Consider the following 18,719-nt stretch of genomic DNA (forward strand, 5'->3'; position numbering starts at 1 on the left):
ATCGTATCTACCGCGGGATTTCCGCGATCTTCGTCAGCGCCACCTGGCGGTATACGGCGGTGATCTCGAAATAGCGGCCGAAGGCGTTGAAGAACTGGTCGGTGGCCTGCTTCACGCCCGGGCCGCCGATCTCGCTGATGTCGTGCCAGTAGTCGTCCAGCACCACCATGCCGCCCACGCTCAGAAGGCTGGCGCAGAAGCACAGGTCGATCAGCACGGCCAGGGCCGTGTGGCTGCCGTCGACATAGATCAGGTCGAACTGCTCGCCGGCGGCCAGCATCCTGGGCAGCTCGTAGGTCGAGAAGCCCTTGTGGGCCGTCATCGACCGGAAGCCGGTCTTGGCCATGTTGCGGCGGAAGCGCGGCTCGACCGCGTGGTACTTCTCTTCCGGGTTCAGGGCTTCGTCGAACCAGGGATCGATCACGGTCACGTCCAGGCGCCCGGGGATCAGCCAGTCCATGAAGGCCAGGTTGCGGCCCTCATAGGCCCCGATCTCCAGGTAGCGGATGGCCGCGTCGCCGCGCTTGGCCGCGAAGTCGCGCAGCAGCGGGGTCACGAACGGGATGTTGTTCGAGGCCCAGCCCGAGGTGAACTCGTAGCCGACCGTCTCGCTGTGGGCGTTGAAGGCCTCGACCACGGCGTGGTCGCGCCTGGCCAGCATCGTGCGGGCCAGGGTGGCGGCGAAGCGCGGGTTGATCTTGGTCAGCGAGCGCAGCTTGTCGCCGGCCCCGCGCGCGTCCTCGGCGTCGGTCAGGGCGGCGTCGAAATTCGGATTGGACCCGTCGGCCATGGCGCGGCTTCCCCGTTTGCGTCGGCGGGGACCGTAAGCCCAAGGGGTTAAGGAACGGTCAGGTGAAGCTGGCGATCGGCCGATTCTGCAGGGTGCTCCAGCCGGTGTGCAGCGAGCCCCTGCCCGGCGTGTTGTAGGTCCACAGCATCTCCGAGGGGGCCAGGGTCAGGCGCTCGACGGTCGAGCCGTCGGCCTGGCCCTGCAGCTGGATGTCGGCGATCACCGCGTCGCGCAGGGCGATGCTGAGCGCCAGGACGCCGTTGCTCACCCGATGCAGCCAGGTGGGACGGTCGTGACCTTCGCCCAGGGGTCTGGCCCGCAGGCAGAACTCGTAGAGCTTCACCGACAGGATATCGACCGGCTTGACCACGGTGAACGTCGTGGCCGGCGGCGCTGTCGTGGAGGCGGGGGCCTTCAGGTCCTGGCCGAAGGCGGTCAGCTGGACGCACAGGCTGGGATCGAAGCCGCCGATCACGGCGGCGGGCAGGCCGTCGATCCTGGGATTGGCCGGGGCGTAGACGATGTCCGGATCGCCCGGCTGCAGCAGAATGATGTCCATGGCGCGCCCCCTGTGGCGCGGACCCTAACCTTGGCCGCAGCGTTTGGCGACCGGCGTTCGCTCAGGCGGTGACGACGGCGCCGTCCACCACCCGCACCGGCCAGGGCGTCAGGGCGACGTCCTGGCAGGGACCGGCCACCATCGCCCCGTCCTCGATCCGGAACAGGGCCGCGTGGCCGGCGCAGAGGATCAGGTCGTTCTCGCGGGTCAGGAACCGCCCGTTCGGCCCGGCCAGCGGCCAGCCGGCGTGCGGGCAGCTGTCGACATAGCCCACCACGGCCTCGCCGCGCCGGACCACGAAGCCGGCGAACACCGCGTCGTCGGCGCGGAACCGGAAGCCCCGCGCGCCGGGCGAGGCGATCTCGTCCAGCGGGCACAGCACGGTCCCGGGCGCGGGGCGGGCCGGATTGTCGGGGTCGGTTCGTGACATGGGCTCGTTCAAGATTCCCCCACCCGTTGTCATCCCGGAAGCCCCGGAGGGGCTGTCCGGGACCCAGGGGACTGGGCGGAAGCGGTGCGGTTCACCTGGGTCCCGGACAACGCTTCGCGTTTCCGGGATGACAACCTTTATTGCCAGGGAAGTTAGAGCGACCCCACCGCCAGCCGCCACGGATTGATCGTGACGCTCTCGAAGATGTCGGCCTTGGTGTAGGGGTCGTTGTCGGCCTGGGCCTGGGCGGCCGAGATGTCGTCGGCCTCGACGATCAGGATCGAGCCCACCGGATTGCCGTCGTCGCCCAGCAGGGCGCCGGCCAGCTTCAGGACCTTGGACTGCGCCAGGTATTCCAGATGCTCGGGCCGGGTGGCCAGGCGGGTCTCGAGCGCGTCGGGCTTGTCCCGGCAGACGATGGCGAACAGCGGCATGGGCGGATCCTTTCGGGATGAAGGTGGGGACACACACTCACGCGTCTGTCCTTGCAAGATGATCGGGGATCGTGGGGTGAGTGTGTGTCCCCTGTGTCGTCCTAGGCTTCGGCCTTCAGAGGCCGCGACAGCAGGCCCAGGATGGCGCTGTCGACATCGACCTCGCCGGCCAGGATGGCGGCGACGGCCTCGCAGATCGGGGTCTCGACGCCCAGCTTGCGGGCCAGGGCGCGCACGGCGGGGGCCGAGGCGACGCCTTCGGCCACCGAGACCTTGCCGGCCAGGGCCTGTTCCAGGGTCTGGCCGCCGCCCAGGGCCAGGCCGACGCTCATGTTGCGCGACTGGCTGCTGGAGCAGGTCAGGACCAGGTCGCCCAGGCCGCACAGGCCCGCGACGGTCTCGGCCTTGCCGCCGGCCGCCACGGCCAGGCGGGTCAGTTCGGCGAAGCCGCGGGTGATCAGGGCGGCGTGGGCGTTGCGGCCCAGGCCCTTGCCCTCGGAGATGCCGCAGGCGATGGCCAGGACGTTCTTCACCGCCCCGCCGGCCTCGGCCCCGATCACGTCGGCGGCCCAGTAGGGACGGAAGGTCGGGATGGCGATCGCCTCGACGATCTGCTTGCCCAGCGTCTCGTCCTCGCAGGCCAGGGTGGCGGCGGCGGGCAGGCCCTTGGCCACCTCGGCGGCGAAGCTGGGCCCCGACAGCACGGCGATGGCCACGCCCGGCAGGGCCTCGGCCGCCACCTCGGTCATCAGCTTCAGCGAGCCCTGCTCGACGCCCTTGGAGCACAGCACCACCGGGACGCCGGGCTTCAGGTGCGGCTTCAGGGCGGCCATGGCCGAGCGCAGGTGCTGGGCCGGCGGCACGGCCAGGATCAGGTCGCAGTCGGCCAGGCCGGCCATGTCGGCCACGGCGGTCACCGACGGCTCGATGGCGATGCCGGGCAGGAAGACGCTGTTCTCGCGCCTCGTGTTGATCGCCTCGACCACCTCGGGCTCGCGCGCCTGGATCGAGACCTTCAGGCCGGCCCGGGCGGCGACCTGGGCCAGGGCCGTGCCCCAGGCTCCGGCGCCCACGACGCCGACGTGCTGAAAGGTCATGCCTTGGCTCCCTTGCGACCGAAACTGTTGCTCGGATTGGATAACGCCGCCGCCTCGTCCAACGGCCAACGCGGACGCGCCACGGCGTCCAGATCGTCGGAGATCCCGACCGCCAGCCGCTCGGCCCCGGCCAGGGCGATCATGGCGGCGTTGTCGGTGCAATAGGCCAGGGGCGGGGCGTCGAAGGTGAAGCCGTTGTCGGCGCAGTTCTTCTGCAGGGCCGCGCGCACCGCGCCGTTGGCCGCCACCCCGCCGGCCACGACGAAGCGCAGGACCTGGCCCGGATGGCGCTCGGCATAGGCCTTCATCGCCCGGTCGGTGCGCTCGGACAGCTGGCGGGCGATGGCGAACTGGACCGAGGCGGCCAGGTCGGCGCGCTGCTGCGCGCCAGCCTGATCATCTGGGATCTTCTCGGCCAGCCGGGCGGCGGCGGTCTTCAGGCCCGAGAACGAGAAGTCGCAGTCCTTGCGGCCCACCAGGGCCCGGGGCAGGTCGAATTTCGAAGGGTCTCCGGACGCCGCAAGCTTCTCCAGGGCGGGGCCGCCGGGATAGGGCAGGCCCAGGCTCTTGGCGATCTTGTCGAAGGCCTCGCCGGCCGCGTCGTCGATCGTGGTGCCCAGGCGCGTGCAGGCGCCCACGCCCGCCACTTCCAGCAGCTGGCAATGCCCGCCCGAGACCAGCAGCAGCAGGAACGGATAGTCGATCGACGCCCCCAGCCGGGCCGAGACCGCGTGGCCCTCCAGGTGGTTGACCGCCACCAGCGGCAGGTCGCGGGCCAGGGCCACGGCCTTGCCGAACGCCAGGCCCACCATCACCCCGCCCACCAGGCCCGGCCCGGCCGTCGCGGCCACGCCGTCCAGGGCGTCGAAGCCGATCCCGGCCGCGCGCATCGCCTCGGCCGCCACCGCGTCGATGGCCTCGACATGGGCGCGGGCGGCGATCTCGGGCACCACGCCGCCGAACGGGGCGTGCTGTTCGAACTGGGTGCCGACGATCGACGACAGCACCGTAACGCGGCCGTCTTCGTCCCGGCGCACGACGGACGCGGCGGTCTCGTCGCAGCTGGTTTCCAGTCCGAGTACGGTGAGGCCCATTTTCCTTAAGGGGGTCATTCGGTTGCGGGCGCTTCGCCGCTCCTGTAGCAGCGAAGGCGTCTTTCGATCTTGCAGGTAACGTTCGAACCTTGTCCCGGCAACCCATCCGTATCGGCGCGCGCGGCTCCAAGCTGTCGCTGGCCCAATCCGGCCTGATGCAGGCCCGCATCGCCAAGGCCCTGGGTTGGGACGGCGTGAGCGACATCGAGGCCTACGCCCAGCTGATCCCGATCGTCACCAGCGGCGACCGCATCCAGGACCGCCGCCTGATGGAGATCGGCGGCAAGGGCCTGTTCACCAAGGAAATCGAAGAGGCCCTGCTAGACGGCCGCATCGACTGCGCCATCCATTCGCTGAAGGACATGCCGGCCGTCCTGCCGCCCGGCCTCGTCCTGGCCGCTACGCCCGAGCGCGAGGACCCGCGCGACGCCTTCATCAGCCATACCTGCGAGCGCCTGGAAGACCTGCCCCGCGGCGCGCGCCTGGGCACCGCCTCGCTGCGTCGGCAAGCGCAGGCCCTGCACGTGCGGCCCGACCTGGAGGTCGTGATGCTGCGCGGCAATGTCGACACGCGCCTGGCCAAGCTGGAGCGCGGCGAGGCCGACGCCATCCTGCTGGCCCAGTCGGGCCTGAACCGCCTGGGCCTGGGCCACCTGACCCGGAGCTGGCTCGACCCCCTGGCCGCGCCGCCCGCGCCGGGCCAGGGCGCCCTGGTCATCGAGACCCGCGCCGAGGACGTCGACTTGCCGTGGCTGCAAGCGGTGCGCTGTCAGGCCACGACCCTGGCCGTCGCCGCCGAGCGCGGGGCGCTCTACGCCCTGGAGGGCTCGTGCCGCACGGCGGTCGGCGCCCACGCCCGGCTGGACGGCCTGAAGCTGGCCCTGATCGTCGAGGCCCTGACCCCGGACGGCGCCTTGCGCTTCCGTCGCGAGGGCTCGGTCGTGCTGTCCAGCGAGGACGCCGCCGACGAGGCCCGGGCCCTGGGCCTGGAGCTGGGCGCGGCCGTCCGCGCCGAGGGCGGTCCGGCCCTGATCCTCACGGACTAGGGCGCATGGTGATCGCCGCGCCGAGGATCTGGATCACCCGGGCCCTGCCGGGCGCGGAGGAGACGGCCGGGCGGCTTCGGGCCATGGCGCTGCCGGTGCTGGTCGATCCGTTGCTGGCGGTGGTTCCCCTGTCGCCGTCGGTCGACCTGGACGGCGTGGCGGCCCTGGCCTTCACCAGCGTCAACGGCGTGGAAGCCTTCGCTCGCCTGAGCGCGGTCCGCGACCGTCCCGTCTTCGCGGTCGGCGAGCGCACCGCCCGCGCCGCGCGCGAGGCCGGCTTCGGCGAGGTGGCCTCGGCCGACGGCGACGTCGGGGCCCTGGCGGCCCTGATCACGGCGCGGGCGTCGGGGATCGGGGGCGAGGTGCTGGTTCCGGGCGCCTTGGAGCCGGCCGGCGACCTGATCTCGCCGCTCGTGGCGGCGGTGCTGAAGGCCCGGCGCTTGGCGGTCTACGAGACGGTCGAGCGCGACCCGGCGCCGGAGACCCTGGACCAGCTGGGAAGCCTGGCGGCGGTGCTCCTGCATTCGCCCCGCGCGGCGGGCAAGCTGGCGCGGGTGCTGCAAGCGCGTCCCGCGCCCAGTCTTCGAGCGCTGTGCCTGTCGCCGTCCGTGGCCGCGCCGCTCGAGCCGCTCGTGCAAACCGGGCGGCTGGACTCCGTGACGTCCGCGCCGCACCCGACCGAAACCGCGCTGCTGGACCTGCTCGCGTCCTAAGCTGAACATTGCGCGGCGCGGCGGCGTGGGGCACGAATGGCGCATGACGCTCGCGACCGATCCCGTTGAATCCGACGCCCCGCGCGACCCGGCGCTGTATGGGCGTCGCCGCCTCCTGGGGCCGGGCTTCTGGGCGCTGATCGCCTTCGGACTGATCTGTGTCGCGGCCGGCGCCGCCCTGGCGCGATTCGGTCCGACCTGGTTCGCCGGCGCCAAGACGCCGCCCGCGGCCCAGCAGCCGGTCGCCGGCTTCGCCCCGCCCGCCCAGACCGGGCCGGGCCAGCCGTCCTACGGCGCGCCCAGCGTCGCGGCGGTCCCGCCGCCGGCGTCCGAGGACGTGGCCCAGCTGGAGGGGCGCGTGTCGGCCCTCGAGACGGGGCAGCAGCGGGCACTCGACGCGGCCGGCGCGGCCCTGGCCGCCGCCACCCTGGCCGACGCCGCCCGCGGCGCGCGGCCCTTCACCGAGGAACTGGCCGGGATGGAGCGGGTCCTGCCCCTGTCGCCGGACCTGCGCACCCTGGGGCGCCTGGCCCAGCAGGGCGCGCCCACCCGCGCGGGCCTGGCCGACGAGTTCGAGACCCTGGCCGGCCGCACCGCCGTCGCCGCCCGCGACCCCGGCCGCAACGCCGACTTCCTGGCCCGGCTGCGGCACGCCCTGTCCAGCGTCGTCTCGATCCGCCAGGTCGGCGCGACCCAGGGCAACAAGCCGGACGCCGTCCTGGCGCGGGCGCAGAAGCTGCTGAACGAGGGCGACATCGAAGGGGCGCTCAACACCCTGGAGAGCCTGCCCGTCCCGGCCCAGACCGTGCTGGCGACCTGGCGCGCCGCCGCCGAGCGCCGGATCGAGATCGACCGCCACATCGCCGCGATCCGCGCCGACGCCTTGGCCGGCCTGGTCCAGGCCAGCCACGCCCCGATGGCGCCCGCCCAGGTCCCGTCCTATTCGCCGCCGGTCGCCGTCCCGCCCCCCGCGCCGGTGGCTCCATGATCCGGGCGGCGTTCGTCTTCTTCGTGGTCGCCGCCATCGCGGTGGCGGTGGTGGCCCTGACCGGCGAGCCGGGCGCGGCCAGCCTCGACTGGATGGGCTGGCGCGTCGAGATGACGGCCGCGGCCGCCGCCCTGCTGACCCTGTTCACCGCCCTCCTGGCCACCATCCTGTGGCGCGGCCTGCTGTGGGTGGTCGAGGCGCCGCAGCGCGCCGCCCGCGCCCGGGCCGAGGCCAAGCGCAAGCAGGGCGTCGAGGCCCTGTCGCGCGGCTTCCTGGCCGTGGCGGCCGGCGACGGTTCCGAGGCGCGCCGCCTGGCCCAGAAGGCGTCCGAGCTGGCCGAGGACGCCCCGGCCCTGGTCCGCGTCCTGGCCGCCCAGGCCGCCGAGGCGGCCGGCGACCACGTCGCCGCGCGCCAGGCCTACAACGCCATGCTCGGCTTTCCCGAGATGCGCCTGGCCGGGCTGCGCGGCCTGATGCAGACCGCCCTGGCCGAGGGCGACAAGGCCCTGGCCCTGCGTCACGCCGAGACCGCCTACGGCCTGGCCAAGACCGCCCGCTGGGCCTGGCGCGCCCTGCTGGAGGCGCGGCTGGAGGCCGGCGACTGGACCGCCGCCCTGGAGCTGGTGCGCGGCGCCCTGGACCGCAAGATCGTGCCGCCGCTGGTGGCCGAGCGGGCCCGCGCGGCCCTGCTGGCCGCCTCGGCCGCCGACCTCGAGGATTCCGACGACCCCAAGGTCCTGGCCCAGGCCCTGGACTTCGCGACCCAGGCCGCCAGGCTCAAGCCCGAATTCGCGCCCGGCGTGGTGATGGCCGCCCGACTGCAGGCCGCCGACGGCAAGGCCGCCAAGGCCGGGACCCTGATCGAGACCGCCTGGAAGCAGGCCCCGCACCCGGCCCTGTGGCTGGCCTATCGCGACCTGAAGACCAGCGAGACCCCCAAGCTGCGCGCCGCCCGCCTGGCGTCCCTGGCCAATCTGAAGCCCGAGGCCCGCGAGAGCCGGCTGCTGAAGGTCGAGAGCGCCCTGATCGGCGGCGACCCGATCGCCGCCCGCGCCGCCGCCCGCCTGCTTCCCGAGGAAGAGCTGACCGCGCGGATCGCCGGCCTGATGGCCCGCGTGGCCTATGCCTGCGGCGAGGCCGACGAGGCCCGCGCCTGGGTGGCCCGGGGCGTGGCCGCTCCGCAGGAGCCCGACTGGTCGGACCTGGATCCCGAAGGCCGCGCCTTCGCCTACGCCCGCGACGACTGGGCCCGGCTGACCGTCAGCTACGCCGAGACCGGCGAGCTGATCCATCCGCGGTTCGAGCGCCGCGAGCGCACGATGAGCGAGCTGCCGCAGCTGCCCTCGGCCTACGCCGAATCCACGCCGTTCGTCCGAGCGGCCGAGACCGGCGGGGCGCTGATGCCCATCCCCGACGACCCCGGGATCGGGCTGGGACTCGACCCCGCCGGCTTCGACGCGGCCCCGTCTCCGGAGCCCGAACAACCCGCTCCGGCGCCCCGTCGCAAAACGGGCGCACGCCGACGCTTGGCAAGCGGCCCTCGCGCCGCTAAATAGGCCCCTCCTCGCGCCGGGTCGGTGATTTGGCGCCGGGAACACCAGTGTCTTCCGGGCTTCCCGTCTTTCCGGGGAAGGGCCTGGAGACGAAGCGCGCCGCTTTAGCTCAGCTGGTAGAGCACCTCATTCGTAATGAGGGGGTCACAGGTTCGAGTCCTGTAAGCGGCACCACCTTCCCAAACCTGTGTCGCCGCCGCCCATCCGCCTCGAAAAGCGGCGCTGGGCCTTGGGGATTGCGCCTTTTGTGGAAGGCGTCTCCCGATTTCACGACCGGCTCGTGATCTGTTGCGGTTCTTCCAAGAAACGTTCAAAAGCTTCTGCTAGTGTGCAGTGCAGCAAATCCCTCGCCTGACAGGTGAGCGCCAGGGGCGCCCGACTTTCGGGTCGGGTGGCCGGATGCCTGGTTCTTATGGTCAAGCTAGCGGTGTCATCTTGGCATGTTGAGACAAACGACGCCGACATCCGTTGATGGACAGTGGAGAGTCATCGCTCTTCTGTACGAGGCAAAACGTCGGCAGATATGGTAAATTTCGCGCTGTATAATGCTTCAAGTTTAGTCTGACGTCGGTCTTTTGCCTTGGAATGCGTCAAAAAAGCATCGGATAGGCTGTTTCGCGCACCAAGATGCTTAACTGGTCGTAAATAGTGCTGGAGTGTTGGCCGTCACGGCACTATGGTCCGGCGAAATTCAATACCGAGAGGGGCTCCGCCATGTTCTCACGTAAATTTGGCGTTGTTGTAGCCGTAAATATCGCAATGGTTGTGTCCCCGGTGATCGGGGGCGTGGCTTTCGCGCAGGTCGCCAGCGTCGCGACCGCGCAGAGCCTGCAGGGCGTGATTTCCACCGCGGCCCGCACCGCGGCCGCCCAGAGCGGCTTCCAGGCCCTGGCCGCGGATGCGAAGACGGCGGCGATCGTGACTTCGGTCTCGAACGCCCTGTCGCTGAGCGGCGCGTCTTCCGAAGTGATCGCCGACGCGCTCATCCAGGCGGTCGCCGACGGCACCATCAGCGCCGGCGTGGCCCTTTCGGTCGCCGCCGCGGTCGCGCCGGACATGGCCGCCAAGATCGCCGCCGCGCCGGCGGTGGTCGCCCAACTGTCCAGGACCGGCCAATCGGCCACCGTCACGGCGTCGACCAACGCCGCCGGCGGCGTCAGCGTCCTGGTGGGTCTGACGGGCGCGGGCGGTGGTGGCGGGACGGCCGCCTACGATCCGTGCGCCGGCGTCATCGCCGCGTATTGCGGCGGCTAACAACGGCGGTTCGAGCCGGGTCCGCGTGTGTTTGTTGCGGACCCTGAGGGCTTCGCCGACCGAAAAAGGTGGGGATTTAATCGATGAAACTTCTGACTTCCGCTGCCACGGCGGCGTTCTTCATGCTGGTCGTTCCGCATGTCGCGAGCGCCCAGGACCTGGGCTCGAACTTCAAGCGGGACCGCAACGTGACCGTCCGCGAGCGTCCGCGCCCGGACTACGAAGCCAAGGGCATCAAGGCCGGCGGCTTCACGGTCTATCCGCGCGTGACCGGCAGCGTCGAGCGCAACGACAACATCTACGCCACGGCGATCGCCGAGCAGGACGACACCATCTGGCGCGTGAAGCCGGAAGTGGCCATCCGTTCGGACTGGTCGCGCCACGCCCTGGGCGCGTTCGCCTCGGCCACGATCAATCGCTATTCCGACTTCGACACTGAAAACACCGAGGAATACACGGTGGGCGTCAACGGTCGCGCGGACATCACGCGCGGATCGAACGTCACCGGCTCGCTGCAGTATCAGAAGCGGACCGAGCCCCGGACCTCGCCGACCTCGCCCCTCGCCGCCGCGACGCCGGTCGAATACAGCCTGGTCACCGGCAGCGTGATCGGCGTCAAGGAATTCAACCGCATCCGCCTGACCGGCCGCCTGAACGACCGGAACTACAACTACGACGACGTGCGCAACATCGCCGGCGGCGTGCTGGACCAGGACGCGCGCGACCGTAACGAAATCTACTACGGCCTGAAGGCGGAATACGCCGTCAGCCCCGACACCGCGCTGTTCGGCTCGATCGTCGGCAACACCAAGAACTACGACCTGGCCACCTCGGGCCGGGATTCGGACGGCTACTCGGCCACCGTCGGCGCCAACTTCGAACTCTCCAGCCTGGTGCGCGGGGAAATCGAGATCGGCTACATGGACCAGAGCTACGACCTCCCGATCTACGACGACATCGACGGCGTCAGCGCCAAGGCCGAGGTCGAGTGGTTCCCCACCCAGCTGACCACGGTCACCTTCGACGGTTCGCGGACCATCGAGGAAGCGGTCGCGACGGGGTCGCAGGGCTACATCTCGAACAACGTCTCGGCCTCGGTCGATCACGAGCTGCTGCGTAATGTTCTGCTGTCGGCGGAAGCCAGCTACGGCAAGGACGACTATCAGTCGATCGATCGTAACGACAAGCGCACCGGCGCCAGCGCCGGCGTGACTTATCTGATCAATCGCAATGTCGGCGTTTTCCTTACGTACACCTATCTGAAGCAAGAGTCGTCCGGCGGACAACGGGGGTCGTCCTTCTCGGACAACAAGTTGGCGGCCTCAATCGCGCTGCAGTTCTGAAATACGTCTCCCGTAGCGGAGACGCCTGTCGAGAGTATCCATGGACGGTTCAGCCTTCGAGACCCGCAGCGCTTCGGCGCCAGAAGCGGAGACCGCGTCGTTTGATCTGAATGTCCTGATCGCGACGTTCCGTAGGCGGCTTCGTCTCTTCGCGGCGGTGGCGCTGGTCGTCGTCGTCGCGGTGATGCTCTACACGCTGCAGGAGACGCCCCGCTACACGGCGACGGCGCAGGTCATGCTGGACGTGCGGACCGAACAGGTCACCGACATGAGCGCGGTCCTGTCCGGTCTGCCGGCCGACTCCTCGGTGGTCGACACCGAGGTCGAGGTCCTGCGGTCCCGGTCGCTGGCCGCCCGCGTGGTCAAGCAGCTGCACCTCGACGAGGATCCGTATTTCAATCCCTACGCCCCGGGCGCCCGCGGCGGTCGCTCGCTGCTGCCGTTCCTGAAGAAGGCGGCGGCGCCGAGCGCCCAGGTCTCGCCGATCGAGCAGCAGCGCCGGGCCGAGATGGTGGTCGACAACGTCCTGCAGGGCCTGAAGGTCCGCCGGTCGGGCCTGACCTACCTGATCGTCATCGACTACACCCACCCCGACGCGGCACAGGCGGCCAAGCTGGCCAACGCCTTCGCCGACCTCTACCTGACCGAACAGCTCGAAGCGAAGTTCGACGCGACCAAGAGCGCCAACGAGTGGCTCGACGGCCGCGTGGCCGAGCTGCGCGACCAACTGCAGGAGGCCGAGGCGGCCGTCCAGCAGTACAAGATCGCCAACAACCTGCTGAGCGCCGAGGGCGCGACCCTGACCGAGCAGGAGATCTCGGGCCTCAACACCCAACTCGCGACCGCTCGCGCCGAACAGGCCGAAACCGACGCGCGCCTGGCCACGGCCCGCAACCAGCTGGCCCGCGGCAGCAACGGCGAGGATGTCGGCGAAGCCCTGACCTCGCCCGTCGTCCAGCAGCTACGCAAGCAGCGCGCCGAGAAGAGCGCCGAAGTCGCCGACCTCGCCGGCCGCTACGGCGACCGCCACCCCGACCTGCTGAAGGCCAAGCGCGAGCTGGCCGACATCGACAGCCAGATCCAGGCCGAGATCGGGCGGATCATCTCCGCCCTGGAAGCCAAGGCCCAGGTCTCGCGTCAGCGCACGAACTCGATGGCCGGCAGCGTCGCCTCCTCGCGCGGCGCCCTGGCCGGCAACAACCGCGCCAGCATCCGCCTGGGCGAGCTGCAGCGGAAGGCCGACTCGGTCCGCACGCTGTACGAGACCCTGCTGGCCCGCTTCAAGCAGACCTCGACCAACCAGGGCATCGAGCAGGCCGACGCCCGCGTCGTGTCGAAGGCCAAGATCCCGACCCGGCCCAGCTATCCCAAGCCCTCGCTCAACCTCGCCCTGGGCATGATCATGGCCCTGGGCGCCGGCGCCGTCGCGGTCGTCCTGGCCGAGGTCCTGGTGGCCGGCCTGTTCACCGAGGACGAGGTCGAACGCCGACTGGGCCTGCCCTATCTGGGCTCGGTGCCGCTGCTGAGCTCGGCGGCCGAGGCCAAGATCTCGCGCACGACCAGCCCGGCCGACTACCTCCTGGCCAAGCCGCTCTCCAGCTTCGCGGAAAGCTTCCGCAAGCTGCGCGCCGCGATCCTGTTCTCGAAGGTCGGCGAGCCGACCAAGGTCATCGCCATCACCTCGTCCCTGCCGGGCGAAGGCAAGACCACGACCACCTTCTCGCTGGCCCGGACCCTGGCCAGCGCCGGCTCCAACGTCGTCATCGTCGACTGCGACCTGCGGCAGAGCGCCATCAACCGCTTCCTGAAGGCGCCGCCCTCCGTGGGCCTGCTGGAAGTGCTCAACGGCGTGGCGACCCTCGACCAGGCGCTGATCGACGACGCCAGCGGCGCCAAGATCCTGCCCCTGGCCAAGGCCGCCTACACGCCGCGCGACGTGTTCGGCTCGCCCGCCATGCACCGCCTGCTGGCCGAGCTGCGCAGCCGCTTCGACCTGGTGCTGCTGGACACCGCGCCGCTGCTGGCCATCGCCGACACCCGGGTGCTGGCGCCGTCGGCGGACGCCGTGGTGATGCTGGCGCGCTGGAAGAAGACCCCGGTCAAGGCCATCCTGTCGGCCCTGTCCCTGCTGAAGGGCCGCGGGATCTTCGTGGCCGGCGTAGCCCTGACCCAGGTCGATCTGAAGGCCCAGAGCCGCTACGGCTACGGCGACGCGAACTACTATTACAAGAGCTATCGCAAATACTATGCCGAGTGACGTCGCCGGCCGCGCGGTCTCCAAAGGCCGCGCGGCCCGTCGTCCTCGCAAGCTGATCCCGTCCGAACGGGCGGCGATCGTCGGCCTGCTGGCGGTCGTCTTCCTGGCGGTGCTGGCGTTCGGCGCCAGCGACGTCGCCACCGCCGCGGTGTTTTCCGGAGTCTACGCCCTGTTCCTGCAGGGCCTGGTGGCCCTCTGCGGCTGGGCCCGGCGCGACGTGGGGCGGCTGGCGGGCCTGCGGATCCAGGCGTCGCTGTTCCTGGTCCTGCTCCTCGCCGTCCTCTGGCCGCTGACCCCCTGGGGACCGGGCGGGCCGCACCCGGTGTGGCGCTACCTCGCGCCGAGCGGCGGCAGCCTGACGATCGACCGCTCGGCGGTCCTGCTCAACATCCTCCAGTTCCTGGGCCTGGCCTGCCTGTTCCTGGCGGCCCGGATCATCGGCAGCTCCGAGCCGAGAGGCCGCTGGTTCTTCCGGATCGCGGTGCTGGTGATCGGCGCCTACGGGGCCATGGCCTTCGTCGACTATGTGGCCCAGCGCGGCGCGCCCCGACTGACGGCGACCCTGCTCAGCCCGAACACGGCCGCGACGGTGTTCGGCGGCGGCCTGCTGCTGGCCCTCGCCGCCCTGGGCAACCGGCTGCGCCGGCTTTCGGGGCTGTCGGCCCTGATGCGCGGTGACATCGAGGCGACGGCCAGCCTCGCCGCCGCGGCGGTGATGGCCACGGCCCTGCTGCTGACGGCGTCGCGGGCCGGCGCGGCCGCGACCCTGGTGGCGGTCGCGCTGTTCCTGGTCTGGGAAGCCATCGCCCAGCGGCAGAAGCTGAAGGTCGCCACCCTGCTCGGCGGGCTGGCCCTGGTTCTGTTCGTGGCGGGCCTGGCCCTGCGCAGCTTCAACCCGTTGGCCGACCGCCTGGAACTCGCCAACGGCGACGTCGCCGTGCGGGCGGCGATCTTCGCGCCCCACTACGAGGCCTTCCTCTCCAGCCCGTGGTTCGGCTTCGGCCTGGGCAGCTTCGTCAGCATCAACCAGCTGATCACCACCAGCGCCTCGTTGCCGACCCTGTTCAACGTCCGGGCGACGCATAACCTCTATCTGCAATGGCTGGAGGAGGGCGGCGTCGTCGGCTCCCTGGCCATGCTGGCGCTGTTCGTCGCGATCATCGCGCCCGTCGTGAAACGCGGCCTGCAGCCCGGCGCGGTCGGCGCCTGGTCGCGCGCCGTCGTCTGCGGGGCGGTGCTGTTCCTGCTGCACGGGATCACCGACTTCGCCCTGCAGGTCCCGGCGGTCCAGGCCCTGGCGGCCATGGTCCTGGGCGTCGCCGTGTCGCTGGGCGCCGGCCGTACGCCCGGGTCGTCCCACGCGGCGCGGCCCTGGCCGATCTGGGGAGCCCAGGCCCTGGCCGGCGGCGTCGGCCTGGCCGCGCTCCTGACGGCGCCGCCCTTGCTGGCGGCCAAGCTGGGCGGGGACCTGTCGGCCTGGCCGACCGCGCCCGCCGAGGCCCTGGCGGCCGGCATCGAACGCGGACTGGCCCAGTCCCCCTCGCCGGCGCGGCTGACCGCGCTGAAGCGTCTGAGCGATCGCGAACTGGACCTGCGGCCGGCCTCGGGCTCGGCCTGGCTGCGGCTGGCGGCGATCGAGGCCGCCCGGGGCGACCAGGCGGCGTCGAACCTGGCGCTGGAACGCTCCTTCGCCGTCGCGCCGCTGCAGAGCAGCCTGTTCACGCGCCGCGCGGTGTTCGCCTACGAGCACTGGGACGTGCTCAGCCAATCCGCGCGCGAACAGACGGTCTATCAGCTGCGGGCGGAATGGATGCGGGTGCCCTACGCCAAGCCCCTGATCCAGATGGCCAACCAGTTGCGCAATCCCGCCGGCCGCGTCGGCCTGGCCCTGCAGATCGCGGTCCTGCGGATGCAGCATCCGCCGCCGCCGCCGAAGGCGCGGGTTTCGAACTAGAGGATCGCGGAAGGTCGGCGCTCAGGCGGCCGAAGGCCTCGTCCGTGGACGGCGCGACGCGGGCGCGAGCCCTGCGCCGCGCGTGACGCCTCAGTAGGCGTTCTCGGCCAGCAGGAGGTGGGGGATGGTCATCAGCATGATCCGGATGTCGGACATCAGGGTCCAGCTGTCGATGTAGTCGATGTCCGACTTCACCCGGTTGGCCATGTCCTCGATGTCGTTCGTGGCGCCGCGCAGGCCGCGGATCTGGGCCAGGCCGGTCAGGCCGGGACGGGCTTGGAAGCGCAGGTTGTAGGTCGGGATCAGCGTCTCGTAATAGCGGTCGTGCGCCTGGGCGTGCGGCCGCGGCCCGACCAGCGACATGTCGCCCTTCAGGACGTTGAGCAGCTGCGGCAGCTCGTCGACGCTGGACGAGCGCACGAGCTTGCCGATGAAGGTGATGCGATCGTCCTGGCGCTGGGCCTGGACCACCTTGTCGCCGTTCTCTTCGCAGCGCATCGAGCGCAGCTTGTAGATGGTGAAGGTGCGACCGTTCAGTCCGCCGCGGGTCTGCCGGAAAAGGGCGGGCCCGGGGGACTCAAGCTTGATCATCGCCGCGACGATCAACAGCAGCGGCGCGAAGAAGATGAGCAGCAAGCCCGCGACCAGAATATCGAAGCACCGCTTAAAAGGGTCCGTGGCCACCGGAGGAGCCATATCAACGCCGTCTCGCTGCAACGCTTCTGTATTAAAACTTCCGGTCATTAATCGATCTCCCGGACGCCGTGTCGATCCTGAAGCTAGCCAACGCCGTATCCCTACCGCACCGCAGCGACATCGTCGCTCATAAACTGGAGCTTAACCATAAAATATAATAAAGATGCGTAAGGGATGTTCGTTCACGGCCTCTTAGCCAGCTTTCTGTAGGGTCAGTGCTAAGAGGAGCATCCACCAATGCCGACGATCGTGGCTGATATCGATATCCGTTCGAGCTCTACGCTGGGCGCGGCCAAGTCGCGCCGGCTTCCGCGTCTGATCGGTCTGGGCGCGGCCGCCTTGGTCAGCCTGGCGCTGTGGTGCGGTCTCTTCGCGATCATCGGCGCGCTGCGCTAGCACGCCGCGCGACCCTCGCGGGTCCTTCGCACAATCAACCTAATTCGAACGCGTCGACGAATCCGTCGGCGCGTTTTTCGTATGCGGCGGTCGCCGCGCCGCGACTCCGGTCGAAACGCGAAACGCCGGCCACGAGGGCCGGCGTCTCCAAGTCATCGTTCGTGCTCGCGCGCGAGGCGCCGGTGGCGGACGAGGATCAGCTGATCGACACCCAGTCGGAACCGCCGGCGGTCTGACGTTCCACCCAGCGATAGTTCAGGTCCTGCCAGGGCGTGGCCCAGGGCGTCAGGTTATCCAGCACCATGTCGCCGCTCTCCATGGCGACGATCAGCACCGCGTGGCTCTCGCCGCGCGCCGTGACGGCGACGGCCATGGACAGCGACTGGGCCGGCACGCCCGCGGCGATCAGCCGGCGGCGCTTCTCCAGGGCGTAGTCCTCGCAGTCGCCGTACATCTTGCCGTCGATGACCCGGGGCAGGGACCAGTATTCCAGCAGGCCGTAGAGATCGAAGTCGTCGGCCTTCTGGACGTCCTTGTTCACTTCGCGATTGATGATGTTGATCAGGCGAAGCTTGTCCTTGGCGACCAGGCGCGGGCCCGAGGCCTCGGCCAGGGCGACCGGGGCCGTGGCCGTGGCCGGGGCGGCGGGGCGCATCTCGCCGGCCGCCACGAAATCGGCGTCGATCGCGGGGCGATAGGCCGCCAGTTCGCTGAAGGCGATCAGGGCGGGCGCATCCGCGTCGGTTTCCGCCGTGGCTTCGGCCCCGTGCGGGACGCCGCCGCGCCAGCCGCCCAGCGACGAGGTCGCCAGGATCGTCGAGGACGCGAGGGCGGCCGTCTCCTGGGCGCCGGCCGGACCGCACGCGGCGCTGTCGCGTCGGCACAGGTCGAGGAAGCCCGGCGGCGCCGACACGGCGGCCCCCTGAGGCATGAAGGACCGCGAGCCGGCATGAGCCATGCCGGCCGCCAAGACCGTCACGCTCAAACTCGCGTACTTAACAAGATGTCGCAGCTTCACAACGACCCCCGACAGAAGAATTGCGGGGGTTAATTTGGCTCTAAACTATAAATTAGCGCCGAAATAACTCAGTTGTTTCCCTTTAAACACTTTTGGTAATCTTGAAATTAACAATAATGAATCAATAAACCGCGTGGTTAAACTTCCGTAAAATAGGTCAATAAATCTTGCGTTAATTTGCGCTGTCGGTGGTTGAAGGGCCGGGGCGTGTGGGGCAAGTTGCCGCCGATGATCGCCCGTGACCGCCGGGCGGCGAGTGATCCGGCAATGCCCTTCAAGTTCTTCTCCTCGAAAACGCAGTCGAAGCCTTCGGCGCCCTCCACCGGAGGGCGGCTCGTCTATGCGATCGGGGACGTGCACGGTCACCTGGACCTGCTGGACCAGCTGCTCGACCTGATCGTGCAGGACGCCGCCGCTTCCGGGCGGGACCAGGTCCCGGTGCTGATCCTGGTGGGCGACTATGTCGACCGGGGGCCGGAGTCGCGCGGCGTGATCGATCGCCTGATCGCCCTGGGCGAGGCGGCGGCGAATCTGGGGCGGTTCGAGGCGCGCTTCCTGCTGGGCAATCACGAGCAGACCCTGCTGGCCTTCCTGGAGAGCCCGGAGGGCGGCCCCGCCTGGGCGGAATTCGGCGGCGGCGAGACCCTGGCCTCCTACGGCGTCGCCCCGCCGCCGGGGCGTGGGGACCCCGAGAGCTGGAAGGCCGTCCAGGCCGAGTTCCGCGGCAAGTTCCCGCCGCAGCACGAGGCCTTCCTGCGCCGCCTGGAGCTGTCGGCCCGCTACGGCGACTATCTGTTCGTCCACGCCGGCGTCCGGCCGGGCGTGCCGATCGAGCAGCAGGATCCCGAGGACCTGGTCTGGATCCGGGGGGATTTCCTCTCCGAACCGCACCGGCTGGGCTGCGTGGTCGTGCACGGCCACACGCCGAGCGAGACGCCATTTTTAGGCCCGGATCGCATCAATATTGACACGGGCGCCTACGCGACCGGCGTGCTGACGGCCGTCAAGCTTTCCGGCGAGGCGCCCGTTATTCTTAATGCACGAAAGATCCGCCGCCCTTAAATCGCCGACCTTGTCCTGACCAAGTGTACGTGCGA

18 protein-coding genes and 1 tRNA gene are annotated in these 18,719 nt (G+C 70.2%); 11 read left to right on the forward strand and 8 right to left on the reverse strand.

Going from position 1 to position 18,719, the window contains the following annotated elements:
* Nucleotides 1-7 precede the first annotated feature (7 nt).
* From WAE60_RS12350 to tsaD, 6 genes are all read right to left on the reverse strand, one after another.
* The gene (locus WAE60_RS12350) at nt 8-790 is read right to left on the reverse strand and encodes a class I SAM-dependent methyltransferase (RefSeq protein WP_337686759.1); all 783 of its coding nucleotides are present in this window, start codon (nt 788-790) and stop codon (nt 8-10) included.
* Between the two features lie 58 nt (nt 791-848).
* Nucleotides 849-1,349: a hypothetical protein gene (locus WAE60_RS12355; RefSeq protein ID WP_337686761.1), complete on the reverse strand. Its 501-nt coding sequence runs from the start codon at nt 1,347-1,349 to the stop codon at nt 849-851.
* Between the two features lie 61 nt (nt 1,350-1,410).
* Complete coding sequence (locus tag WAE60_RS12360; protein ID WP_337686762.1) at nt 1,411-1,779, reverse strand: Rieske (2Fe-2S) protein; 369 nt, start codon at nt 1,777-1,779, stop codon at nt 1,411-1,413.
* A 152-nt stretch (nt 1,780-1,931) separates the two neighbouring features.
* A complete protein-coding gene (locus tag WAE60_RS12365; protein WP_337686763.1) occupies nt 1,932-2,213 on the reverse strand; it encodes a YciI family protein in 282 nt (93 codons plus the stop codon).
* Between the two features lie 101 nt (nt 2,214-2,314).
* Nucleotides 2,315-3,310, reverse strand: a complete 996-nt coding sequence (locus WAE60_RS12370) for an NAD(P)H-dependent glycerol-3-phosphate dehydrogenase (RefSeq protein ID WP_337686764.1) — start codon at nt 3,308-3,310, stop codon at nt 2,315-2,317.
* The gene (tsaD, locus tag WAE60_RS12375; protein ID WP_337686765.1) at nt 3,307-4,422 is read right to left on the reverse strand and encodes a tRNA (adenosine(37)-N6)-threonylcarbamoyltransferase complex transferase subunit TsaD; all 1,116 of its coding nucleotides are present in this window, start codon (nt 4,420-4,422) and stop codon (nt 3,307-3,309) included. The genes WAE60_RS12370 and tsaD overlap by 4 nt, the downstream gene beginning before the upstream one ends.
* Before the next feature lie 71 nt (nt 4,423-4,493).
* Here tsaD and hemC point away from each other — a divergent pair, with 71 nt between their 5' ends.
* The 9 genes from hemC to WAE60_RS12420 all read left to right on the forward strand — a co-directional run bounded on the left by hemC (nt 4,494) and on the right by WAE60_RS12420 (nt 15,512).
* Nucleotides 4,494-5,450 (forward strand): hydroxymethylbilane synthase, encoded by a 957-nt coding sequence (gene hemC, locus WAE60_RS12380; RefSeq protein WP_337686766.1) that lies wholly within the window; start codon nt 4,494-4,496, stop codon nt 5,448-5,450.
* A 5-nt stretch (nt 5,451-5,455) separates the two neighbouring features.
* Nucleotides 5,456-6,163, forward strand: coding sequence for a uroporphyrinogen-III synthase (locus tag WAE60_RS12385; protein WP_337686767.1), 708 nt, complete (start codon nt 5,456-5,458; stop codon nt 6,161-6,163).
* 43 nt (nt 6,164-6,206) lie between these two features.
* On the forward strand, nt 6,207-7,151 hold the full coding sequence (locus WAE60_RS12390; protein WP_337686769.1) for a hypothetical protein: 945 nt from the start codon (nt 6,207-6,209) through the stop codon (nt 7,149-7,151).
* Nucleotides 7,148-8,707: a heme biosynthesis HemY N-terminal domain-containing protein gene (locus WAE60_RS12395; protein WP_029910570.1), complete on the forward strand. Its 1,560-nt coding sequence runs from the start codon at nt 7,148-7,150 to the stop codon at nt 8,705-8,707. The genes WAE60_RS12390 and WAE60_RS12395 overlap by 4 nt, the downstream gene beginning before the upstream one ends.
* Before the next feature lie 95 nt (nt 8,708-8,802).
* Nucleotides 8,803-8,878 (forward strand) — tRNA-Thr (locus tag WAE60_RS12400).
* Between the two features lie 612 nt (nt 8,879-9,490).
* The gene (locus tag WAE60_RS12405) at nt 9,491-9,958 is read left to right on the forward strand and encodes a hypothetical protein (RefSeq protein ID WP_337686771.1); all 468 of its coding nucleotides are present in this window, start codon (nt 9,491-9,493) and stop codon (nt 9,956-9,958) included.
* Between the two features lie 83 nt (nt 9,959-10,041).
* The gene (locus WAE60_RS12410; protein WP_337686772.1) at nt 10,042-11,301 is read left to right on the forward strand and encodes an outer membrane beta-barrel protein; all 1,260 of its coding nucleotides are present in this window, start codon (nt 10,042-10,044) and stop codon (nt 11,299-11,301) included.
* A 40-nt stretch (nt 11,302-11,341) separates the two neighbouring features.
* On the forward strand, nt 11,342-13,558 hold the full coding sequence (locus tag WAE60_RS12415) for a polysaccharide biosynthesis tyrosine autokinase (RefSeq protein ID WP_337686773.1): 2,217 nt from the start codon (nt 11,342-11,344) through the stop codon (nt 13,556-13,558).
* Nucleotides 13,548-15,512 carry an O-antigen ligase family protein gene (locus tag WAE60_RS12420; RefSeq protein ID WP_337686775.1) on the forward strand — a complete coding sequence of 655 codons (1,965 nt, stop codon included), beginning with the start codon at nt 13,548-13,550 and terminating at the stop codon, nt 15,510-15,512. Before WAE60_RS12415 ends, WAE60_RS12420 begins: the two co-directional genes overlap by 11 nt.
* 90 nt (nt 15,513-15,602) lie before the next feature.
* Here WAE60_RS12420 and WAE60_RS12425 read toward each other — a convergent pair whose 3' ends face one another.
* Nucleotides 15,603-16,256 carry a sugar transferase gene (locus tag WAE60_RS12425; protein WP_081916652.1) on the reverse strand — a complete coding sequence of 218 codons (654 nt, stop codon included), beginning with the start codon at nt 16,254-16,256 and terminating at the stop codon, nt 15,603-15,605.
* A gap of 189 nt (nt 16,257-16,445) precedes the next feature.
* On the opposite strand from WAE60_RS12425, the gene WAE60_RS12430 reads away from it, so the two are divergent.
* Nucleotides 16,446-16,604, forward strand: coding sequence for a hypothetical protein (locus WAE60_RS12430; protein ID WP_156035672.1), 159 nt, complete (start codon nt 16,446-16,448; stop codon nt 16,602-16,604).
* 196 nt (nt 16,605-16,800) lie between these two features.
* Here WAE60_RS12430 and WAE60_RS12435 read toward each other — a convergent pair whose 3' ends face one another.
* Complete coding sequence (locus WAE60_RS12435) at nt 16,801-17,583, reverse strand: transglutaminase-like cysteine peptidase (protein ID WP_337686780.1); 783 nt, start codon at nt 17,581-17,583, stop codon at nt 16,801-16,803.
* 306 nt (nt 17,584-17,889) lie between these two features.
* On the opposite strand from WAE60_RS12435, the gene WAE60_RS12440 reads away from it, so the two are divergent.
* Nucleotides 17,890-18,684 (forward strand): metallophosphoesterase family protein, encoded by a 795-nt coding sequence (locus WAE60_RS12440; RefSeq protein ID WP_029910588.1) that lies wholly within the window; start codon nt 17,890-17,892, stop codon nt 18,682-18,684.
* Nucleotides 18,685-18,719 lie beyond the last annotated feature (35 nt).

This window comes from Caulobacter sp. CCG-8 (assembly GCF_037402475.1).
GTDB lineage: Bacteria > Pseudomonadota > Alphaproteobacteria > Caulobacterales > Caulobacteraceae > Caulobacter.